Below are 16899 nucleotides of genomic sequence, written 5' to 3'. Positions count from 1 at the left end.
GGCCCCCCACTCGTCGGAGTGGGGGACCTGGAAGTCCGGAAATCGCTTCAGCGTACGCGTTCAGTTCACCAGTTCGGTGATGAACTCGCCGATACCGGAGGCGGCGTCCGATATGCCTTGGAAGCCTATTCCCACCATCTCGGCCGCCCGCTTGGGCTGGGTGATGATCACGAAGAGGACGAACACGGTGAGGACGCCCGTGATGAGCTTCTTGGTGTCCATGAACGGTGTCGGCCTCCCCAACCGGTGCTGCAAAGTCGGGTGAGTCTAACCGGTCGGGTTTGGACGCTCACCCGCCCTTTAGGGACCAATGACCCGCTGGTTGGGGCCCTTTGCCGCTGGGTGTGCGGTTGCGGGAGGCGCAGGATGGAGCACGAGCCCACCGGTTCTGGCAGGAAGCCGGTGGGTGAGGGACAGGGCCTCACTGCGGGGCCCGAGCCGCGGGTATCCCCCTGACCGCGGCTCGGGCGGCAGGTCCGTCCTCACCGGGGGAAGTGGCTTTGTCCCCCCGATGCCACTTCCCCCGTCCCCGTCGTCGAAGGCCCCGGCTCCGGCCGAGGCCTTCTTCGCGTGGTCCGGGACGGGGGGCGGTGTCGGCCGCGGCGGCGGGGCGGGCGCCTACTGGATGGCGCCGGCCAGGCTCAGGACCGGCTCGACGGGCGCGATCACCGGCGCGAGCTGGTCGGGCAGGGTCATCAGCTGGTTCAGCTGGTTGGCCCCCTCGCTGACCTTCGCGCCGATCTCCTGGACCGAGGCGGGCTGGGAGCCGGCCGGCATCCCCGGAGCGGCGGTGGGCAGGTCGGGAAGGGCGAGGGGGGCCACTCCCACGGGCGCGGCGGTGGCGGCGGGTGCGGCGAGGCCCGCGGCGGCCCCCGCGAGGGCGAAGGCGGCGAGCATGCGCTGGGTCTTGGTCATGCCGTGACAACGGCCGAGCGGGCGGCCGGTCACGGCGGGGACGCACGAGAGCCCCGGTTCGTACGAACCGGGGCTCTCGATCAAGAGCGGTAGTGGAGGGATTTGAACCCCCGATGGGTTGCCCCATACTCGCTTTCGAGGCGAGCTCCTTCGGCCACTCGGACACACTACCGAGAGAGATCCTAGCCCACGGTGGGGAGTGCTTTGCAAATCCGCAGCACAGACCGCACCCGCGCCGCCCTCGTCACCGCTCCCGGAAGAAGTCGGTGAGCTGCCGTGCGCACTCCTGCTCCAGCACCCCGCGGATCACCTCGGGCCGGTGGTTGAGCCTGCGGTCGCGGACGAGGTCCCACATCGACCCCGCCGCGCCCGCCTTCTCGTCTCCGGCGCCGTAGACGATCCGCGCCACGCGGGACTGGACGAGCGCGCCCGCGCACATCACGCACGGCTCCAGGGTCACGACCAGCGTGCACCCCGTCAGCCGCCACTCCCCGAGCCGTTCGGCCGCGCGCCGCAGCGCCAGCACTTCGGCGTGCGCCGTGGGATCGCCGACGGCCTCCCGTTCGTTGTGCCCGGTGGCGAGGAGCTCCCCGCCGGGGCCGAGCACGACGGCACCGACCGGCACGTCGCCGGCCGGTACCGCCAGGGCGGCCTGCTCCAGCGCGAGGCGCATGGAGTCCCGCCAGGGATCCCGTACGGGATCGGGGTCGTACACGGTGTCGTGCTCGGCGATCACTAGCGGACGGCCTCCAGGACCTCGGTGGCGCCGAGGGCGTCGGCGATCTCCGTCAGGGCGTCTCCGTCGAGGGACAGCAGTTCCTTGTGGCCGACCCCGAGATCGTCCAGCAGGCGGGGGTCGCCGAGGGGGCCGGCCGGAGCGGGCTCGGAGCCGGTGAGCGGCTCGTCGTCCTGGTCGTCGTCCTCGTCCGTGAAGGCGGCGACCGGTTCGTCGTCGCCGTCCTCGGTGCCGTCCAGGTCCAGTTCGTCGAGGTCGTCGTCGTCCTCGTCGGTGCCCATCAGCTCCTTCGTCAGCATCGATCCGTAGGAGCTGCGGTCGGCCGCGGAGGCGTTCGACACGAAGTACCGAGGGTCCTCCTCTCCGTCCACGCGGATGACGCCGAACCAGGCGTCCTCCTGCTCGATGAGGGCGACCACCGTGTCGTCGTCGACAGCGGCGGAACGTGCGAGATCGATCAGATCACTGAGGGACTCGACGTCGTCGAGTTCCATGTCGCTCGCTTCCCACCCGTCTTCGGTGCGCGCGAGCAGTGCGGCGAAATACACCGTGACTCTCCCACTGGTCGTAGGCGTGCCGGTTGGAGGTCCCCCCGGCCGGAGGGTGGGGAGAACGGCCGTGACGCTTGCCGTCCGCACCCCGCCCAATCGGCATCGTGGCAGAAACAGCGGCTTTGCGAGAGGTCTTCGGCGCGGCGGCCGTGTCGCGGCGCCGCCCGGCCGCGCGGGTCACCAGCGGAAGGTGCGCATCCGCATCTGCTGCCGCATCCGGGCCGCGCGGGCGCGCCGGGGCTGCACCCGGTCCCGCAGTTCCCGGGCCTCGTTCAGGTCGCGCAGGAACTGCGCGCGTCGCGCCCTGCGCTGCGCCGCCGTCTCCGGCGCCTCGTAGACCTCTCTCCCGTCGATGTCGTTGGGCTGCGTCTCGGGCATCGGCACCACCCCAGGCTGGGTCAGGTCGTCCTCCTCCGCCGGCGCGGAGCAGACCCCCCGGTGCCACCTTCCCCCGCACGGCGCGTTTGATGCCACCCCCCGCGCAGATAGCCCCAGGTCAGGGGTCGGCGCAACGGATGCGGGTGCCGCGGTGGCCGACGGTCAGACCCCGTCCTCGACGGTGAGGGACGGTACGACGGCCACCGGGCCCTGCGCGTGCTGGAGCACCGCGTGCGCCACCGACCCCATCAGCAGGGACCGCACGCGCGGGTGGTGGCGGCCGACCACGACCAGCGCCGCCGACCGGGACGCCTCCACCAGCCGCCCGGCCGCGTTCCCGGGCTCGGCGGCCTGCTCGACGGGTACGTCCGGGTACCGCTCCCGCAGCGGGGCCAGCCGCTGCGTCTGGGCCCGCAGCGTCTCCCGTTCGGCGGGCACCGTGTCCGCGTCGTCGGTGAGCGCCTCGGGCGGGATCACCGCGAAGGGGCCGCCGAGCAGCGTCGTCGGCCCGGGCGGGAGGGCGTACGCCGAGACCACCTGGACGGTGGTCCCCCGTGCGGCGGCTTCCGCGAAGGCGAAGGCCAGTACGTCGTCGGGGGTCTCGGCGGCGTGCAGCCCGACCACCACCTTGCCGGCCGAGTCCCCCGCCGGAGCGCCGGCCGCGTCCCGGCCGGGGGCCGCGTCCCGGCTCGGGGCGGCGTCGCGGTCGGCGTGCGGGACCACCACCACCGGGCAGGAGGCGGTGCCGGACACGGCCCGGCTGTTCGACCCGAGCAGCAGCGTGGCGAACCCGCCGCGCCCCCGGGAGCCCATCACCAGCATCAGCGGCGAGCCTTCGCCGCTGATCACGCGCAGGGCCGCCGGAACCGAGCCCTCCAAGGCCTCGTAGCGGACCTCCGCGGGCAGCTCGGGGGCGGTCGCGAGGAGGCCGCGTACGTGGTCGCCGACCGGGTCGGCGTACTCCTCGGGCTCGTTGGGGTCGTGCAGGGCCGAGCGGCGGCCGGCGTACAGCTGGGACGCCTCGGGCAGCACGTGGGCGACCAGCAGCCCGGTGCCGTGCCGCAGCGCCGCGGTGCGGGCCCACTCGAGCGCGCGGAGGCTGTGTTCCGATCCGTCGACGGCCGCGATGACCGGTCCGTTGCTCACCAGTCAAGGGTGCTCGGCGCCGCGGCGGCCCGCAACGCAGGGCGCCGGGCGGACGCGGAGCGGGGTGCGCAGCGCGTAGCCTTTTGCCAGTGGGTCGCGAACAGGCGGCCGTTTTCGCAGGTAGCAGGGTCTCGCAGTTCGCAGATCGCAGGTCGAAGCCCGGCTGAGTCTTGGAGGATGTTGTGCGTTTGCAGGTCGTCGATCACCCCTTGGTGGCGCACAAACTCACCACGCTGCGCGACAAGCGCACCGACTCGCCCACCTTCCGGCGGCTCGCCGACGAGCTGGTGACCCTCCTCGCGTACGAGGCCACCCGCGACGTGCGGACCGAGCAGTCCGACATCGAGACCCCGGTGGGCCCGACCACCGGCGTCAAGCTGGCCCGCCCGCGTCCGCTGGTGGTGCCGATCCTGCGCGCCGGCCTCGGCATGCTGGACGGCATGGTCCGGCTGCTGCCGACCGCCGAGGTGGGCTTCCTGGGCATGGTCCGCAACGAGGAGACCCTCGAGGCCTCCACGTACGCGACGCGCATGCCCGAGGACCTCTCCGGCCGCCAGGTGTACGTCGTCGACCCGATGCTGGCCACCGGCGGCACGCTGGTCGTCGCGATCCAGGAGCTCATCAAGCGCGGGGCCGACGACGTGACCGCCGTGGTGCTGCTGGCCGCGCCCGAGGGCGTCGAGGTCATGGAGCGCGAGCTCGCGGGCACGCCGGTGACGGTGGTGACGGCCGCCGTGGACGAGCGGCTCAACGAGCACGGCTACATCGTGCCGGGCCTGGGCGACGCAGGCGACCGCATGTACGGCTCGGCCGAGTAGCGCGCCGCCCCCGCGTTCCGGGGGATCAGCACTGCTTGGAGGGCGCGGGCGCGGGGTTGGCCAGGAGGGCCAGCGCCTTGTCCGCGTCCTCCTTCGTGCTGAGCTCCTTGAAGGCGTCGCCGAGGATCAGGTCGATGTCCGTGCCCTCGCGGGCGTCGGTCTGCGTGGTGACCCCGGCGAGCTGGGTGCCGAGGACGGAGTAGGCGGCCTTGTCGGTGCGCGGGGAGCCGAGCAGTATCCCGGTCCCGGGGACCTTCTTGTCGAAGTCGGCGGGGGCGTTGCCGACCTGGCCGATGGTGAAGCCGCGCTTCTTCAGCTCGTCGCCGACGGCCTTGGCCAGGCCCGCGCGCGGAGTCGCGTTGTAGACGTTGACGGTGATCTGGCCGGGCTGGGGGAGGACGACCGCGGGGGCACCCGAGGCGGCGGGGGCCGCGTCCGGTCCGGCGCCGGGTTGCACGGCGCCGGCGGGCTTGGCGGGTGCGGCGGACGCCGTCGGGCAGTCCTTGCCGGCCGCCGCCGCACCGCGCTTGCCGCTGCCGTCGCCGAACACGTCCATGAGCTGCAGCGCCCCGTAGCCGAGCAGGGCCAGCGCCAGGACCGACCCGAGCAGGGCGGCGACGATCTTCCGACGCCGCCGGGGGCGGCTCATGCGGGGGTAGGCAGCTCCCGTTACGCGGTACTTTCCGCCCATGCCGGGGGGAGTGAGCATGCTCATGGGCGCAGCGTAGTGCCGTACCGGAATGGTGCCTACTAAATGATGAGTTGATCGGGTGATGCCGACCCGAAAGGCGCAATCAGTCCATCTCGAGCACGCGTGCGTGCAGGACCTGGCGCTGCTGGAGGGCGGCGCGCACGGCGCGGTGCAGCCCGTCCTCCAGGTAGAGGTCGCCCTGCCACTTCACGACGTGGGCGAAGAGGTCCCCGTAGAAGGTGGAGTCCTCGGCGAGCAGGGTCTCGAGGTCCAGCTGCCCCTTGGTGGTCACGAGCTGGTCGAGCCGGACCGGGCGCGGGGCGACGTCCGCCCACTGCCGGGTGGTTTCCCTGCCGTGGTCGGGGTACGGCCGCCCGCTTCCGATGCGCTTGAAGATCACACGGAAAGCCTACCGGGCCGGTGCCTCCGGGCGCAGCCTCGCTCGGGTGGTGCAAAGGTGGCACACGGGGCTATTCCGGGAGGGATGCATGAGTCAGAGCACCGACCCGGCCGGTTCGGGCGGCACGCCCGGCGCGGCCGACGCGGCCGCCGCCGAGATCGCCGCCGGTTACGCCTTCACCGGCCCCGCGCTCGATCTCGGGGCGCTGCTCTGGGACGGGCAGTGCCTGCCCGGGCGGCAGATCCGCATCCCGCTGTCGATGCTCAACCGGCACGGGCTCGTGGCGGGCGCCACGGGCACCGGCAAGACCAAGACCCTCCAGTTGATCGCCGAACAGCTGTCGGCGAGCGGCGTGCCCGTCTTCCTCGCCGACATCAAGGGGGACGTCTCGGGCATCTCGGCGCCCGGCGCGGCGAACGACAAGACCGCGCAGCGGGCCGGGGAGGTCGCGCAGGAGTGGCGGCCCACGGGATGCCCGAGCGAGTTCTACTCGCTGGGCGGGATCGGCCCCGGCATCCCGGTCCGTGCGACGGTGACCGCCTTCGGGCCGGTGCTGCTGTCCAAGATCCTCCAGCTCAACCGGACGCAGGAGCAGTCCCTCGGCCTGATCTTCCACTACGCCGACTCCAAGGGCCTGGAGCTGATCGACCTCAAGGACCTGCGGGCGGTGGTCGCCTTCCTCGTCTCCGACCGCGGAAAGCCCGAACTGAAGGGGATCGGCGGGCTCTCGACGGTCACCGCCGGGGTGATCCTGCGCGCCCTGACCGCATTCGAGCAGCAGGGCGCCGCGCAATTCTTCGGCGAGCCCGAATTCGACACCGGGGAATTCCTCCGGACGGCCGCCGACGGGCGCGGAGTGGTCTCCGTACTGGAACTCCCGGCAGTCCAGGACAAACCGCAGCTTTTCTCCACATTCCTGATGTGGCTGCTGGCCGACCTGTACGGCGGCCTCCCCGAAGTCGGCGACCTGGACCGGCCCAAACTGGTCTTCTTCTTCGACGAGGCGCACCTGCTGTTCCACGACGCCTCGAAGGCGTTCCTGGAGTCCATCACCCAGACCGTCCGGCTGATCCGCTCCAAGGGAGTCGGCGTCTTCTTCGTCACCCAGACCCCCAAGGACGTACCGGCCGACGTGCTGGCCCAGCTCGGCAACCGGGTCCAGCACGCCCTGCGCGCCTTCACCCCGGAGGACGCCAAGGCCCTCAAGGCCACCGTCAAGACCTTCCCGCACTCCGCGTACGACCTGGAGGAGACGCTGACCGGGCTCGGCACCGGCGAGGCGGTGATCACGGTGCTCAGCGAGCGGGGCGCCCTCACGCCGGTCGCCGCCACGCGGCTGCGCGCCCCGCAGTCCCTGATGGGGCCGGTCGAGGCCGGCGCCCTGGACCGCGCCGTGAAGGCGTCGCCGCTGTACGCGCGCTACGCCGAGCCGGTCGACCGCGAGTCCGCGTACGAGAAGATCACCGCCGAACAGGCCGCCGCGGAGGCCGGGGCGGAGGCGGCGGCCGCGGCGGCGGAAGCCGGGAAGCAGGCCGAGGAGGCGGCGAGGTCCGCCCGCAAGACGCCCCGACCGGAACCCTCCCTGGCCGAACAGGTCGTGGGGAGCGGTCTGTTCCGCTCCCTGGCCCGGTCGATCGGCACGCAGCTGGGACGCGAGATCTCCCGGTCGGTCTTCGGGACGGCGCGGCGACGGCGCTGAACCCGGAGGCCGTGCGCACCCCTCCAGACGGAATCGAGCGAACCGGCTGTTTGCGGTGCGGCGGCCGCTGACAGACTCGGGGGTATGCGGACCGAACTCACCGACACCACGTCCAGCAAGATCGGCCGGGCGCTGCTCGACGCCCGGCGGGCCGTCGGCAGCCCCACCATGGGGCTCGTGCTGACCCTCGTCATCGTCACCGACGAGGAGAACGCCTACGACGCCGTACGCGCGGCCTCCGAGGCCTCGCGCGAGCACCCGTGCCGGATCATCACCGTGATCAAGCGGACCTCGCGCGGCCCCGAACGGCGGCGCAAGACACGGCTCGACGCCGAACTGCGCGTGGGATCGGACGCCGGCTCCGGGGAGATCGTGCTGCTGCGCCTGCACGGCGACCTCACCAGCCAGGCCGGTTCGGTGGTGCTGCCGCTGCTGGCGCCGGACGCGCCGGTCGTGGCGTGGTGGCCGGCCGGCGCGCCCGCCGATCCCGCCCGCGACGAGCTGGGCGCGCTGGCGCAGCGCCGGATCACCGACTCCCAGGCGGCGCCCGACCCGCTGGGCGTGCTGGCCGCGCGCGCGGCCTCGTACGCCCCCGGCGACACCGACCTGGCCTGGACCCGGCTCACGCCGTGGCGGTCCCTGCTGGCCTGCGCCTTCGACCAGAAGCCGCTGCCGGTGACCGCCGCGGCGGTGGAGAGCGAGCCCGACAACGCGAGCGCGGAGCTGCTGGCGCGCTGGCTGGAGGACCGGCTCGGGGTGCCGGTGGCCCGGGTGGCCACGGACGGGCCGGTCATCACCCGGGTCCGGCTGGAGACGTCGGCCGGCGAGGTGGTCGTGGACCGCCCCACCGGCTCGCTGGCCACGCTGGTCCTGCCCGGCTGGCCCGACCGCAAGGTCGCGCTCAAGATCCGCAGCACCGCCGAACTGATCGCGGAGGAACTGCGGCGGCTCGACGCCGACGAGGTCTACGCCTCGGCGCTGCGCAGCCGGCCGGCCCAGGCGTCGCTCTCGGCGTAGTGGTTGTCGTACGCGGGCTGGCTGTCGATGATGTCCTGCACGGTGGCCTCGCCCGCGCGCACCCGCCCGAGGAGGCGGTAGTAGTCGAAGCGGGCCATCCCGGGGGTGAAGCCGACGAACACCTCGGCGGTGTGGCCGGCGGCCGGGGCGAAGGCGTGCTTCACACCGGGGGCGATGCTGAGGAAGTCGCCCTTGGCGAGGGTGTGGACCTCGTCGCCGACGAGCACGTCGAGGCGGCCGTCGGTGACGTGGAAGAACTCGGTGGCCCTGGTGTGGAAGTGCACCGGCGCACCGGCGGCGCCGACCTCGAACCGGGCGGTGTTGCAGGTGAGTTCGGGGGTGTCGGTGAGGAGCGTGATGAAGCTGCCGGGACCGTCGGAGATGACTTCGGCGCCGTCGGCGCGCGTGAGGTTTTCGATCATGGTCCCGACCCTACGGCGACCCCCGCTCCGCCGCGGCCGGGTTTCCCGCCCCGCCGCCCGCCCGCTCGGCCGGGCGGCCGAGGGGGTGTCCGCGAAGTCCCGCCTGCCCTGCGACGCCTGGCACCGCACCTCGCCGCGTTGTCGGGCCGGCCCGGGTACGTCCAGTACGCGGGCGGCCCTCCGCCTTGCGATGCACGGCACCAGACGCCGCAGGGCCCGCCCTTCGGGCGGCCGGCGCTACTTCGCGGACACCCCCTGGGAGCCCTTCGCGGCGGCCTTCTGCGCCTGCTTGTACGCGCGGACCTTCGCCAGTGAGTCCGGCCCGGTGATGTCGGCCGCCGAGCGGTACACGTCGGGCAGTCCGTAGCCGCCGGCGGCCTCCCGCCACCCCTGCGGGCGGACGCCGAACCGCTTGCCCAGCAGCGCCAGGAAGATCTGCGCCTTCTGCTCCCCGAAGCCGGGCAGCGCCTTCAGCCGGCCCAGCAGCTCCGCTCCCGTGGCGGCGTCGGCCCAGACGGCGGCGGCGTCCCCGTCGTAGTGCTCCACCAGGTACGCGCACAGCTGCTGGATCCGCTTCGCCATCGATCCCGGATACCGGTGCACGGCCGGCTTCTGCGAGAGCAGTGCGGCGAAGGCCTCCGGGTCGTGGGCGGCGATGGCGTGCGCGTCGAGGTCGTCGGCGCCGAGCCGCCGGGCGATCGTCCACGGCCCCGAGAAGGCCCACTCCATCGGCACCTGCTGGTCGAGCAGCATGCCGGTGAGCGCGGCCAGCGGGCTGCGGGCGAGGAGGGCGTCGGCCTCGGGCTGCTGCGCGAGCCGGATGGTGATCTCGTCCATGCCTCCAGCCTCCCCCGGGACCGGCGTCCCCGCGCGGTCGGCGCGCGGTCCGGCGCGCCGTCGGGCGCTGCCCGCGTCCGTCCGGCGCGCGATTGTCAGACCCGCCGCCTAGCGTGGTTGCGACGGCGCAAGCATGCGTAGAGGACGACACAGGAGTCGATCGGCCATGGCTGAGTTCCCGGAAGGCGCCCCGTGCTGGGTGGACGCGATGTTCACCGACGTGGAGGCCGCCAAGGAGTTCTACGGAGACGTGCTGGGCTGGACCTTCGGCGAGGCCACCAGCGAATACGGCAACTACACGCAGGCCTACTCCGGCGGCAAGGCGGTCGCGGCCGTGGTGCCGCCGATGCCCGGGGGCGAGGCGCCCTCGCAGTGGTGTCTGTACTTCGCCTCGCGGGACGCGGCGGCCACCGCCGAGAAGATCAAGGCGGCGGGCGGCACGCTGATGATGGAGCCGATGCAGGTCGGCAGCTTCGGCACGATGGTGATCGCGAAGGAGCCGAGCGGCGCGGTCTTCGGCGTCTGGCAGCCGGGGGACCACAAGGGCTTCGAGAAGCTCGGGGAGTCCGGCGCGTACGCCTGGGCGGAGGTCTTCACGCGCGAGCCGGAGAAGGCGGACGGCTTCCTGTCGCAGGTCTTCCCGTACGAGTCCCAGCAGATGGAGGCCGGTGACGACCCGGAGGCCGCCGGGATGGACTTCAAGGTCTTCAGCGTCGGCGGCCCGGACAACCCGGTGCTGGGCCGGATGAGGATGGGCCAGGAGTTCCCGCCGGAGATCCCGTCGTACGTACAGGTCTACTTCGCCGTGCCGAACTGCGACGAGGCGGTCGAGAAGGCCACGAAGCGCGGCGGGGCGCTGCACTTCGGGCCGATGGACAGCCCGTTCGGCCGTTTCGCGGCGGTGACCGACCCGCAGGGGGCGGCGTTCGCGATGATCGACCTGTCGACGACGGTGGGGGAGATGCCGAAGTTCGGTTAGGCGGGGCCTCTTCGCCCGTCTTCTGCCCGGCGCCACCCGTGCCCCCGCCGGTCGACACGGCGGAGGCACGGGCGTGCGGGACGCCGGCCGGGTGTCAGTTCAACCCGTAGACCACGTAGGCGGGGTGGAAGACCGGGTGGAGGGCGGGGTGGACGACCAGCGGGACGTGCCAGACACCCGGAGCCGAGGCGGCGGTGTAGACGGCGGGGTAGCCGAAGGGCGGGAGCGGGAAGGGGCTCGGCGCGGCCTGGGCGGGGGTGCAGGTGAACAGGGCGGTGCTGAAAGCGAGCGCCGCGGCGGCGGCGATGTTCTTGATCATGCGTGCAGAGATAGCGCCGTCGCGCGCGCCCCCACCAGCCGAGGACACTCCCGATCACCCGGTTGCCGGAGCGGATTCACCGCAGAATCGATCACTCGTCGCTTTCGCCGGCGTTGTCGGGTGGCCGGTAAATATGCGCAGACGTACGCCGGTTGACCCCCTAGTGTGGTCCGCCATGCCTACCAATGAACATGTGATCGAACAGGCCCTGGAGCGGATCACCGCCGGCTACGTCTTTCCCGAGAAGGCCGCCGCCGTCGCGGCCGCCATCCGCGAGCGTCTCGCTGCGGGCGCGTACGCAGGCCTGGACGGCCCGGTGCTGTGCGAGACGGTGACGGCAGACCTCCAGGAGGTCTGCCCCGACAAGCACTTGCGGCTGCTGTGGACGCAGGAGCCGCAATCGCTGGAGCCGGTGGACGACGACGGCGGGCACGCCGCGTTCCTCGCGATGCTCAGGGCGGAGAACCAGGGGATCCGCCGCGTGGAGCACCTCGAGGGGAACGTCGCGCTCATCGACGTCCACCGCATCGCGACCGCCATCGAGGGCGCGAGCGCGATCGGCGCGGCCATGCAGTTGGTCGCCCACAGTGCGGCGCTCGTCCTGGACCTGCGGGCGTGCCTCGGCGGGTCTCCGGAAGGTGCGGCGATGTGGTGCAGCTACTTCTTCCCGGACGACCAGGTGCACCTGAACGACATCTACGACCGGATCTCCGACTCAACCCGGCAGTTCTGGACGGCGGGGCACCTGCCCGCCCCGCGCTACGCGGACCGCCCCGTCTACGTACTCACCAGCGAGATGACCTTCTCCGGGGGCGAGGACGTGGCGTACACCCTGCAAGCGCACGGCCGGGCCGTCGTCATCGGAGCGACCACGCGCGGCGGGGCCCATCCGACGTCCCGCCACGCGGTCGCCGAGCACGTCCTGGTCACCGTCCCGACGGCCCGGACCGTCAACACCGTCACCGGTACCAACTGGGAGGGCGTCGGGGTGGTGCCCGACGTCCCGGTTCCGGCGGACCGGGCCCTCGAGGAGGCGCTCAAGGCCGCGCTGCGCCGCGCAACGGTCTGACGGCGGCCGCCGGCTCCGGGAAGCGGGGGCAGCCGGCCGGTGCCCCCGCGCCGGAAGACCGTCAGCGGGGCGGCAGTTGGTCGTACGTCCTGTAGGTGTACAGCGCGGCCAGGGTGATCGCGTTGCCGGTCTGCGCCGGGAGCCCGAGCCTGTCGTTCAGGACCCGCCCGAGTGGCCCGCAGCCCTCGGCGGCCGGCACGGCGAAGGTGTCGTCCGCGGCGGCGAACTTGATCACTGGCGGGTTCTTCGAGACCCGCTCGGAGGGGCCCACGCGCTTCAGCCGGATTTCGACGGGGGTCTCGCCCGCGCCGATGACGCAGCCCCGCGGGAGCAGCGGGCCGAGGGCGCGGTAGCGGACGGTGAAGAGGCCCATGTCGTCGCCGACCGTGTAGAAGTCCGAGCGCCCGCCGTACTCCGGCTGGACGGACAGGCCCAGGGCGGGGCTGCGGTCGCCGCCCGGGCTGCCGGACAGGCCGCCGGGGACGGCGGTCGGCGCGCTGCGCAGGGCGCCCCAGACCTGGCCCCTGCTCCCGTCGGGCATCGGCCCTTCGGCGTGCGTGACGGTCATCGGGGCGAACTCGGGCAGGGTGCGGTTGCCGAGCGTCAGGGACCCGGTGGCGGTCATGACCTCGCACTTCCACCGTGCGGCGTCGGCCCCGGCCGGGAGGGCGGGGCAGTCGCTGAAGTCGTACGAGGGGCCGGGCGCGGGCGCCGCACCGGCGGATCCGGCGACCGTGAGGGTGAGGGCGGCGGCGACGGCGAGCCCGGCTGCCGCGCGGCGGAGGAAGGTGTGGGTCTGCATGCCCCCCACGCTGCCGTCCCGCCCGGCCCGGACGTCACCGGGGAAGCCCCCGCCCGCCCCCGAGGCGTCCCTGATCAGGACTCAGGGGGCGCCGGCCCAAGTGGCCGTTCACTCGATGTAGAGGCTCTGGCCGTGCCCGATCGCGGTCTGCCCCGGCAGGATCGGGTGCACCACCCGGCCGTCGCAGTGCGGGCCCGACCAGACCCACGCCGCCGCGTCCGTGAAGTTGGCGACCTCCGACGGGACGAAGTCGCCCAACGGGTAGCAGCCGCTGGGGTCGGCGTTCGGCGCGCGGTCGATGAACAGGACCCCCTGGGCCGCCTGTGCGCTGCCCGGCGCCGCCAGCGCCAGCGTCGCGGCCGCCGCGCACACCCCGAGCAGCCTTGCCGTCCTCCGTACCATCCGCCCGCCTCGTTCCTCTCGCCCGACCAGGTCTCCGGACTGAAGGTAAGGGCCGATTACGTTCCGTGATACGGCGCGCGGTGGTGCGGCAGGGGCGCGTGAAGAGCGTGATGCCCCTGCGCACGGACGCCGCGAAGGGTGTCGGTGGTCCCGGGCTCGTCCCGGACGGCGCCCAGGACCTGCCAGCCGAGGCGGGTGAGGCCGCACTCGGCCAGCAGGGCGTCCATTGCGGTGGTGAGGGCCAGGTCGGTGCGGTTCAGCCAGTAGCCGATGGGTTTCATCGGGTGCTCCCCGTGGGTGCGGGTCATCGGCGGGTGAAGGCGCCGGCGTTCTCCCGGGCCCACTGGCCGAACGTGCGGGCGGGACGGCCGAGGAGGGTCTCGGTGGTGTCGGCGATGGGGGCGGGGCCGTGGGTCGCGGCCTCCCACAGGTCGAGCAGCGAGGAGACCATCGGCGCGGGCATGTGGGCGCCCATCTCCTGCTCGGCCTCGGCGCGGGTGATGTGCTCGACGGGGATCGCGCGTCCGACGGCCTCCGCGAGCACCTCGATCTGGCGGCGGAAGGTGAGCGACTCGGAGCCGGTCAGGGTGAGGCGGCGGCCGGTGAGCGCGTCACCGGTGAGGGCCTCGAAGGCGATGTCGGCGATGTCCTCGGGGTGGATGGGCGCGATGTGCGCGTCCGGATGGGCGAGCCGGACCGGCATCGAACGGCCGACGGGCCAGGCCCAGCCGAGGGAGTTGCTGGCGAAGGCATCGGGTCGCAGGAAGGTGCAGGTGAGGGTGGAGGCGGCGAGGGCGCGTTCGACGTCGAGGCTGTGGCGCGCGAGCGGGTCGGTCTCGGCGTCCGGGCCGAGGACCGAGGACGAGGACAGCAGGACGACGTGCTCGACGCGGGCGGCCTCGGCGGCCCGGACGAGTTCGTCGATGCCGGCGGGCTGGGGGTAGAGGAAGACCTGGCCGACGCCGCGCAGTGCGGCGGCGAAGGTCTCGGGGCGGTCGAGGACCAGCTCGCAGGTCTCGACGCCGGCCGGGACGGCGAGCTCGGCGGGGCGTGCGCTGGCGGCGCGGACGGCGAGGCCCGCGGAGTGCAGACGGCTGATGACGGCCTGGGCGACTTTGCCGCGGGCGCCGGTGACGAGGACGGGCATGAGGGGCTCCGTTCATTGGCTGCGTACATATGCATGCTCACATGCACACGTTTTCACGTCAACACATGTTTGCGTGAAGTCACGTATGTACGATGGGCCCATGACGAAGCAGCAGGCGGAACCCGGTGACGACGAGCTGCTGGACGCCGTCGGTCCGGCGTTCGGGAAACTGCGGCGCTCCTCGCTCCTGGAGGTCGAGAACCCGATCTCGCAGAAGGACCTCAGTCGCACCCTGGTCCTCAACATCGTCCTGGAGATCGCCCAGGACGGGGCCCGCGAGGTCACCGTCGGCGCGGTCGGCGAGCACCTCGGGGTCGACCCCTCGGTGGCCAGCCGGATGGTGTCCGACTGCATTTCCGCGGGCTACCTGGTCCGCGCAGCCTCCCAGCAGGACGGCCGCCGTACGGTCCTCCACCTCAGCGCGGGGGGCCGGGAGCTGATGGACCGCTTCCGCCGGCACCAGCGCTCGGCGTTCGAGTACATCACCGCCGACTGGAGCGAGCGCGAGCGCCTGGACTTCGCGCGCCTGATGCTGAAGTACGTCGCGTCCCAGGAGGCCCTGCGCCGGCAGGACCGCTGACCGCCCGCCCGCCTCGCCGGGGCCCCGGAGCCGGGGGAAGCCGCGGGCGGCCGGGACGGCCCCCGCGTCACGGCGAAACGCCAGAGGGCCGGACCGCTGATGCGGTCCGGCCCTCTGGGCTGGCGGAGGATACGAGATTCGAACTCGTGAGGGGTTGCCCCCAACACGCTTTCCAAGCGTGCGCCCTAGGCCTCTAGGCGAATCCTCCGCCGCAAACAATACAAGACGTTGAGGGGTGCTCGCGAACACGATCCGGATGGGCGGTCCGGGATCGGAAACGGGGAGGGGACCGGCTCGATTCCGGGGGGTGACATCCGCTAGGGTGGGGCCCAGCCCCTCACGCGGCGCTATCTCACCCAACTCCCCCAGGGCCGGAAGGCAGCAAGGGTAAGTGGGCTCTGGCGGGTGCGTGGGGGGCCCTTTGCGTTCCCGGGCGGGTCCCGGGGCAGCGGCGGGCCGCTGTTGTCGGTGGGCCCGGATAACCTCGTAGACGTGTCGTCCCTTGCGCTGTACCGCCGCTACCGCCCCGAGTCGTTCGCCGAGGTCATCGGGCAGGAGCATGTCACTGTCCCGCTGATGCAGGCCCTGCGGAACAACCGGGTCAATCACGCGTACCTGTTCAGCGGGCCGCGCGGCTGTGGAAAGACGACCAGCGCGCGGATCCTGGCGCGCTGCCTGAACTGCGAGCAGGGCCCCACGCCCGACCCCTGCGGCACGTGCCAGTCCTGCCAGGACCTGGCCAGGAACGGGCCGGGGTCCATCGACGTCATCGAGATCGACGCCGCCTCGCACGGTGGTGTGGACGACGCCCGTGACCTGCGCGAGAAGGCCTTCTTCGGGCCCGCGTCCAGCCGGTACAAGATCTACATCATCGACGAGGCCCACATGGTCACCTCGGCGGGCTTCAACGCCCTGCTGAAGGTGGTCGAGGAGCCGCCGGAGCACCTCAAGTTCATCTTCGCGACGACCGAGCCCGAGAAGGTCATCGGGACGATCCGGTCGCGCACGCACCACTACCCCTTCCGGCTCGTGCCGCCCGGGACGCTGCGCGACTACCTCGGCGAGGTCTGCGGGCGCGAGGGCGCGCAGGTCGAGGACGGCGTGCTGCCGCTCGTCGTGCGGGCCGGAGCCGGCTCCGTGCGCGACTCGATGTCCGTCATGGACCAGCTGCTCGCCGGTGCGGGCGACGACGGTGTGACGTACGCCATGGCCACCTCCCTGCTCGGCTACACCGAGGGCTCGCTGCTCGACTCCGTCGTGGACGCCTTCGCCGCCGGGGACGGGGCCGCCGCCTTCGAGGTCGTCGACCGCGTGGTGGAGGGCGGCAACGACCCGCGGCGGTTCGTCGCCGACCTGCTGGAGCGGCTGCGCGACCTGGTGATCCTGGCCGCCGTGCCCGACGCCGGGGAGAAGGGGCTGATCGACGCCCCCGCCGATGTCGTGGAGCGGATGCAGGCCCAGGCGTCGGTGTTCGGGGCCGCCGAGCTCAGCCGCGCCGCCGACCTGGTCAACGCCGGGCTCACCGAGATGCGCGGTGCCACCTCGCCCCGGCTCCAGCTGGAGCTGATCTGCGCCCGGGTGCTGCTGCCGGCCGCCTTCGACGACGAGCGGTCCTTCCAGGCCCGCCTCGACCGGCTGGAGCGCAGCGGGCCCCCGGCCGCCGCCTTCATGGCGCCGCCCGCGGCCGCGCCGGCCGGGACGCCCGCCATGGGCTACGTGCCCGGGCCCGAGGCGCACGGAATGGCCCCGGCCGGGCCCGGTGGCGGGGTCGCCGCTGCGCGTGCCGCCGTACGGGGTACCGGGCCGCAGGAGGCTCCGGCAGCGGCGGCCGCCCCGGCGCCGGTCCAGGCCCCCGCCGAGGTCCAGGCGCCGGCACCGGTCCCCGCGCCGGTCCAGGCCAACGGCGCCACCCAGGTGATGTACGAGGGCACGCCGGACACCCCGCACCAGGGCCGGTTCTGGGAGGTCGTGCAGAAGTACGGCGTCACCAT

At 72.9% G+C, this 16899-nt stretch carries 22 protein-coding genes, 2 tRNA genes and 1 other RNA gene; 8 read left to right on the top strand and 17 right to left on the bottom strand.

The genetic code is table 11. From position 1 onward, the window contains the following. Positions 1-60 precede the first annotated feature (60 nt). The 7 genes from AB0D45_RS01295 to AB0D45_RS01265 all read right to left on the bottom strand — a co-directional run bounded on the left by AB0D45_RS01295 (position 61) and on the right by AB0D45_RS01265 (position 3726). Positions 61-222: a hypothetical protein gene (locus AB0D45_RS01295; protein WP_164720920.1), complete on the bottom strand. Its 162-nt coding sequence runs from the start codon at positions 220-222 to the stop codon at positions 61-63. A gap of 396 nt (positions 223-618) precedes the next feature. Next, the gene (locus AB0D45_RS01290) at positions 619-915 is read right to left on the bottom strand and encodes a hypothetical protein (protein WP_361600595.1); all 297 of its coding nucleotides are present in this window, start codon (positions 913-915) and stop codon (positions 619-621) included. Positions 916-1002: 87 nt separating this feature from the next. Beyond that, positions 1003-1087 (bottom strand) — tRNA-Ser (locus tag AB0D45_RS01285). A 72-nt stretch (positions 1088-1159) separates the two neighbouring features. Then, positions 1160-1588: a tRNA adenosine(34) deaminase TadA gene (tadA, locus tag AB0D45_RS01280; protein ID WP_362454888.1), complete on the bottom strand. Its 429-nt coding sequence runs from the start codon at positions 1586-1588 to the stop codon at positions 1160-1162. A 62-nt stretch (positions 1589-1650) separates the two neighbouring features. Continuing rightward, positions 1651-2199, bottom strand: a complete 549-nt coding sequence (locus AB0D45_RS01275; RefSeq protein ID WP_361600592.1) for a hypothetical protein — start codon at positions 2197-2199, stop codon at positions 1651-1653. Between the two features lie 180 nt (positions 2200-2379). Further along, positions 2380-2580: a hypothetical protein gene (locus AB0D45_RS01270; protein ID WP_361600589.1), complete on the bottom strand. Its 201-nt coding sequence runs from the start codon at positions 2578-2580 to the stop codon at positions 2380-2382. A gap of 162 nt (positions 2581-2742) precedes the next feature. Continuing rightward, positions 2743-3726 (bottom strand): universal stress protein, encoded by a 984-nt coding sequence (locus tag AB0D45_RS01265; protein WP_362454770.1) that lies wholly within the window; start codon positions 3724-3726, stop codon positions 2743-2745. Positions 3727-3908: 182 nt separating this feature from the next. On the opposite strand from AB0D45_RS01265, the gene upp reads away from it, so the two are divergent. Next, positions 3909-4544 (top strand): uracil phosphoribosyltransferase, encoded by a 636-nt coding sequence (upp, locus tag AB0D45_RS01260; RefSeq protein ID WP_361600583.1) that lies wholly within the window; start codon positions 3909-3911, stop codon positions 4542-4544. Positions 4545-4569: 25 nt separating this feature from the next. Here the strand turns inward: upp and AB0D45_RS01255 are convergent, their stop codons facing one another. After that, the gene (locus AB0D45_RS01255; protein ID WP_362454769.1) at positions 4570-5259 is read right to left on the bottom strand and encodes a LytR C-terminal domain-containing protein; all 690 of its coding nucleotides are present in this window, start codon (positions 5257-5259) and stop codon (positions 4570-4572) included. A 79-nt stretch (positions 5260-5338) separates the two neighbouring features. Then, positions 5339-5635, bottom strand: coding sequence for a type II toxin-antitoxin system VapB family antitoxin (locus AB0D45_RS01250; RefSeq protein WP_008740979.1), 297 nt, complete (start codon positions 5633-5635; stop codon positions 5339-5341). Positions 5636-5723: 88 nt separating this feature from the next. On the opposite strand from AB0D45_RS01250, the gene AB0D45_RS01245 reads away from it, so the two are divergent. Both AB0D45_RS01245 and opcA read left to right on the top strand, forming a co-directional pair. Further along, positions 5724-7334 (top strand): helicase HerA-like domain-containing protein, encoded by a 1611-nt coding sequence (locus AB0D45_RS01245; RefSeq protein ID WP_362454768.1) that lies wholly within the window; start codon positions 5724-5726, stop codon positions 7332-7334. Positions 7335-7418: 84 nt separating this feature from the next. Then, positions 7419-8351: a glucose-6-phosphate dehydrogenase assembly protein OpcA gene (gene opcA / locus AB0D45_RS01240; RefSeq protein ID WP_361600574.1), complete on the top strand. Its 933-nt coding sequence runs from the start codon at positions 7419-7421 to the stop codon at positions 8349-8351. Here the strand turns inward: opcA and AB0D45_RS01235 are convergent. Beyond that, on the bottom strand, positions 8300-8773 hold the full coding sequence (locus tag AB0D45_RS01235; RefSeq protein ID WP_362454767.1) for a cupin domain-containing protein: 474 nt from the start codon (positions 8771-8773) through the stop codon (positions 8300-8302). The two genes, opcA and AB0D45_RS01235, sit on opposite strands and share 52 nt — an antisense overlap. A 237-nt stretch (positions 8774-9010) precedes the next feature. Next, complete coding sequence (locus AB0D45_RS01230) at positions 9011-9610, bottom strand: HhH-GPD-type base excision DNA repair protein (RefSeq protein ID WP_362454766.1); 600 nt, start codon at positions 9608-9610, stop codon at positions 9011-9013. Positions 9611-9776: 166 nt separating this feature from the next. On the opposite strand from AB0D45_RS01230, the gene AB0D45_RS01225 reads away from it, so the two are divergent. Beyond that, positions 9777-10589, top strand: coding sequence for a VOC family protein (locus tag AB0D45_RS01225; protein WP_361600565.1), 813 nt, complete (start codon positions 9777-9779; stop codon positions 10587-10589). Between the two features lie 94 nt (positions 10590-10683). On the opposite strand, the gene AB0D45_RS01220 is transcribed toward AB0D45_RS01225, so the two are convergent. After that, complete coding sequence (locus AB0D45_RS01220; protein ID WP_361600562.1) at positions 10684-10908, bottom strand: hypothetical protein; 225 nt, start codon at positions 10906-10908, stop codon at positions 10684-10686. Between the two features lie 175 nt (positions 10909-11083). Here AB0D45_RS01220 and AB0D45_RS01215 point away from each other — a divergent pair, with 175 nt between their 5' ends. Then, complete coding sequence (locus AB0D45_RS01215) at positions 11084-11977, top strand: S41 family peptidase (RefSeq protein ID WP_361600559.1); 894 nt, start codon at positions 11084-11086, stop codon at positions 11975-11977. Positions 11978-12038: 61 nt separating this feature from the next. Here AB0D45_RS01215 and AB0D45_RS01210 read toward each other — a convergent pair whose 3' ends face one another. From AB0D45_RS01210 to AB0D45_RS01195, 4 genes are all read right to left on the bottom strand, one after another. After that, positions 12039-12779: a hypothetical protein gene (locus tag AB0D45_RS01210; protein WP_362454765.1), complete on the bottom strand. Its 741-nt coding sequence runs from the start codon at positions 12777-12779 to the stop codon at positions 12039-12041. A 108-nt stretch (positions 12780-12887) separates the two neighbouring features. Beyond that, positions 12888-13181, bottom strand: a complete 294-nt coding sequence (locus tag AB0D45_RS01205; protein ID WP_362454764.1) for a hypothetical protein — start codon at positions 13179-13181, stop codon at positions 12888-12890. A 56-nt stretch (positions 13182-13237) separates the two neighbouring features. After that, the gene (locus AB0D45_RS01200; RefSeq protein ID WP_362454763.1) at positions 13238-13462 is read right to left on the bottom strand and encodes a hypothetical protein; all 225 of its coding nucleotides are present in this window, start codon (positions 13460-13462) and stop codon (positions 13238-13240) included. A gap of 23 nt (positions 13463-13485) precedes the next feature. Beyond that, on the bottom strand, positions 13486-14328 hold the full coding sequence (locus tag AB0D45_RS01195) for an NAD(P)H-binding protein (RefSeq protein ID WP_362454762.1): 843 nt from the start codon (positions 14326-14328) through the stop codon (positions 13486-13488). Between the two features lie 100 nt (positions 14329-14428). On the opposite strand from AB0D45_RS01195, the gene AB0D45_RS01190 reads away from it, so the two are divergent. Beyond that, positions 14429-14908, top strand: coding sequence for a MarR family winged helix-turn-helix transcriptional regulator (locus AB0D45_RS01190; protein ID WP_361600544.1), 480 nt, complete (start codon positions 14429-14431; stop codon positions 14906-14908). Between the two features lie 120 nt (positions 14909-15028). Here AB0D45_RS01190 and AB0D45_RS01185 read toward each other — a convergent pair. Further along, a tRNA-Ser gene (locus AB0D45_RS01185) sits at positions 15029-15116 on the bottom strand. 121 nt (positions 15117-15237) lie between these two features. Between AB0D45_RS01185 and ffs the strand changes: the two genes are divergently transcribed. Further along, positions 15238-15332, top strand: an RNA gene (gene ffs, locus AB0D45_RS01180) — signal recognition particle sRNA small type. 68 nt (positions 15333-15400) lie between these two features. Beyond that, positions 15401-16899 (top strand): DNA polymerase III subunit gamma and tau (locus AB0D45_RS01175; RefSeq protein ID WP_362454761.1); only part of this gene is annotated, 1499 nt, incomplete at its 3' end.

It is taken from the genome of Streptomyces sp. NPDC048352 (assembly GCF_040651895.1).
GTDB lineage: Bacteria > Actinomycetota > Actinomycetes > Streptomycetales > Streptomycetaceae > Streptomyces.
This window is presented reverse-complemented; position numbering and strand designations above follow the sequence as displayed.

Coding starts and splice junctions, on each gene's coding strand:
- AB0D45_RS01295 (WP_164720920.1), bottom strand. CDS start 222: ATGGACACCAAGAAGCTCATCACGGGCGTCCTCACCGTGTTCGTCCTC.
- AB0D45_RS01290 (WP_361600595.1), bottom strand. CDS start 915: ATGACCAAGACCCAGCGCATGCTCGCCGCCTTCGCCCTCGCGGGGGCC.
- tadA (WP_362454888.1), bottom strand. CDS start 1,588: ATGCGCCTCGCGCTGGAGCAGGCCGCCCTGGCGGTACCGGCCGGCGAC.
- AB0D45_RS01270 (WP_361600589.1), bottom strand. CDS start 2,580: ATGCCCGAGACGCAGCCCAACGACATCGACGGGAGAGAGGTCTACGAG.
- AB0D45_RS01255 (WP_362454769.1), bottom strand. CDS start 5,259: ATGAGCATGCTCACTCCCCCCGGCATGGGCGGAAAGTACCGCGTAACG.
- AB0D45_RS01245 (WP_362454768.1), top strand. CDS start 5,724: ATGAGTCAGAGCACCGACCCGGCCGGTTCGGGCGGCACGCCCGGCGCG.
- opcA (WP_361600574.1), top strand. CDS start 7,419: ATGCGGACCGAACTCACCGACACCACGTCCAGCAAGATCGGCCGGGCG.
- AB0D45_RS01235 (WP_362454767.1), bottom strand. CDS start 8,773: ATGATCGAAAACCTCACGCGCGCCGACGGCGCCGAAGTCATCTCCGAC.
- AB0D45_RS01230 (WP_362454766.1), bottom strand. CDS start 9,610: ATGGACGAGATCACCATCCGGCTCGCGCAGCAGCCCGAGGCCGACGCC.
- AB0D45_RS01225 (WP_361600565.1), top strand. CDS start 9,777: ATGGCTGAGTTCCCGGAAGGCGCCCCGTGCTGGGTGGACGCGATGTTC.
- AB0D45_RS01220 (WP_361600562.1), bottom strand. CDS start 10,908: ATGATCAAGAACATCGCCGCCGCCGCGGCGCTCGCTTTCAGCACCGCC.
- AB0D45_RS01215 (WP_361600559.1), top strand. CDS start 11,084: ATGCCTACCAATGAACATGTGATCGAACAGGCCCTGGAGCGGATCACC.
- AB0D45_RS01210 (WP_362454765.1), bottom strand. CDS start 12,779: ATGCAGACCCACACCTTCCTCCGCCGCGCGGCAGCCGGGCTCGCCGTC.
- AB0D45_RS01205 (WP_362454764.1), bottom strand. CDS start 13,181: ATGGTACGGAGGACGGCAAGGCTGCTCGGGGTGTGCGCGGCGGCCGCG.
- AB0D45_RS01200 (WP_362454763.1), bottom strand. CDS start 13,462: ATGAAACCCATCGGCTACTGGCTGAACCGCACCGACCTGGCCCTCACC.
- AB0D45_RS01195 (WP_362454762.1), bottom strand. CDS start 14,328: ATGCCCGTCCTCGTCACCGGCGCCCGCGGCAAAGTCGCCCAGGCCGTC.
- AB0D45_RS01190 (WP_361600544.1), top strand. CDS start 14,429: ATGACGAAGCAGCAGGCGGAACCCGGTGACGACGAGCTGCTGGACGCC.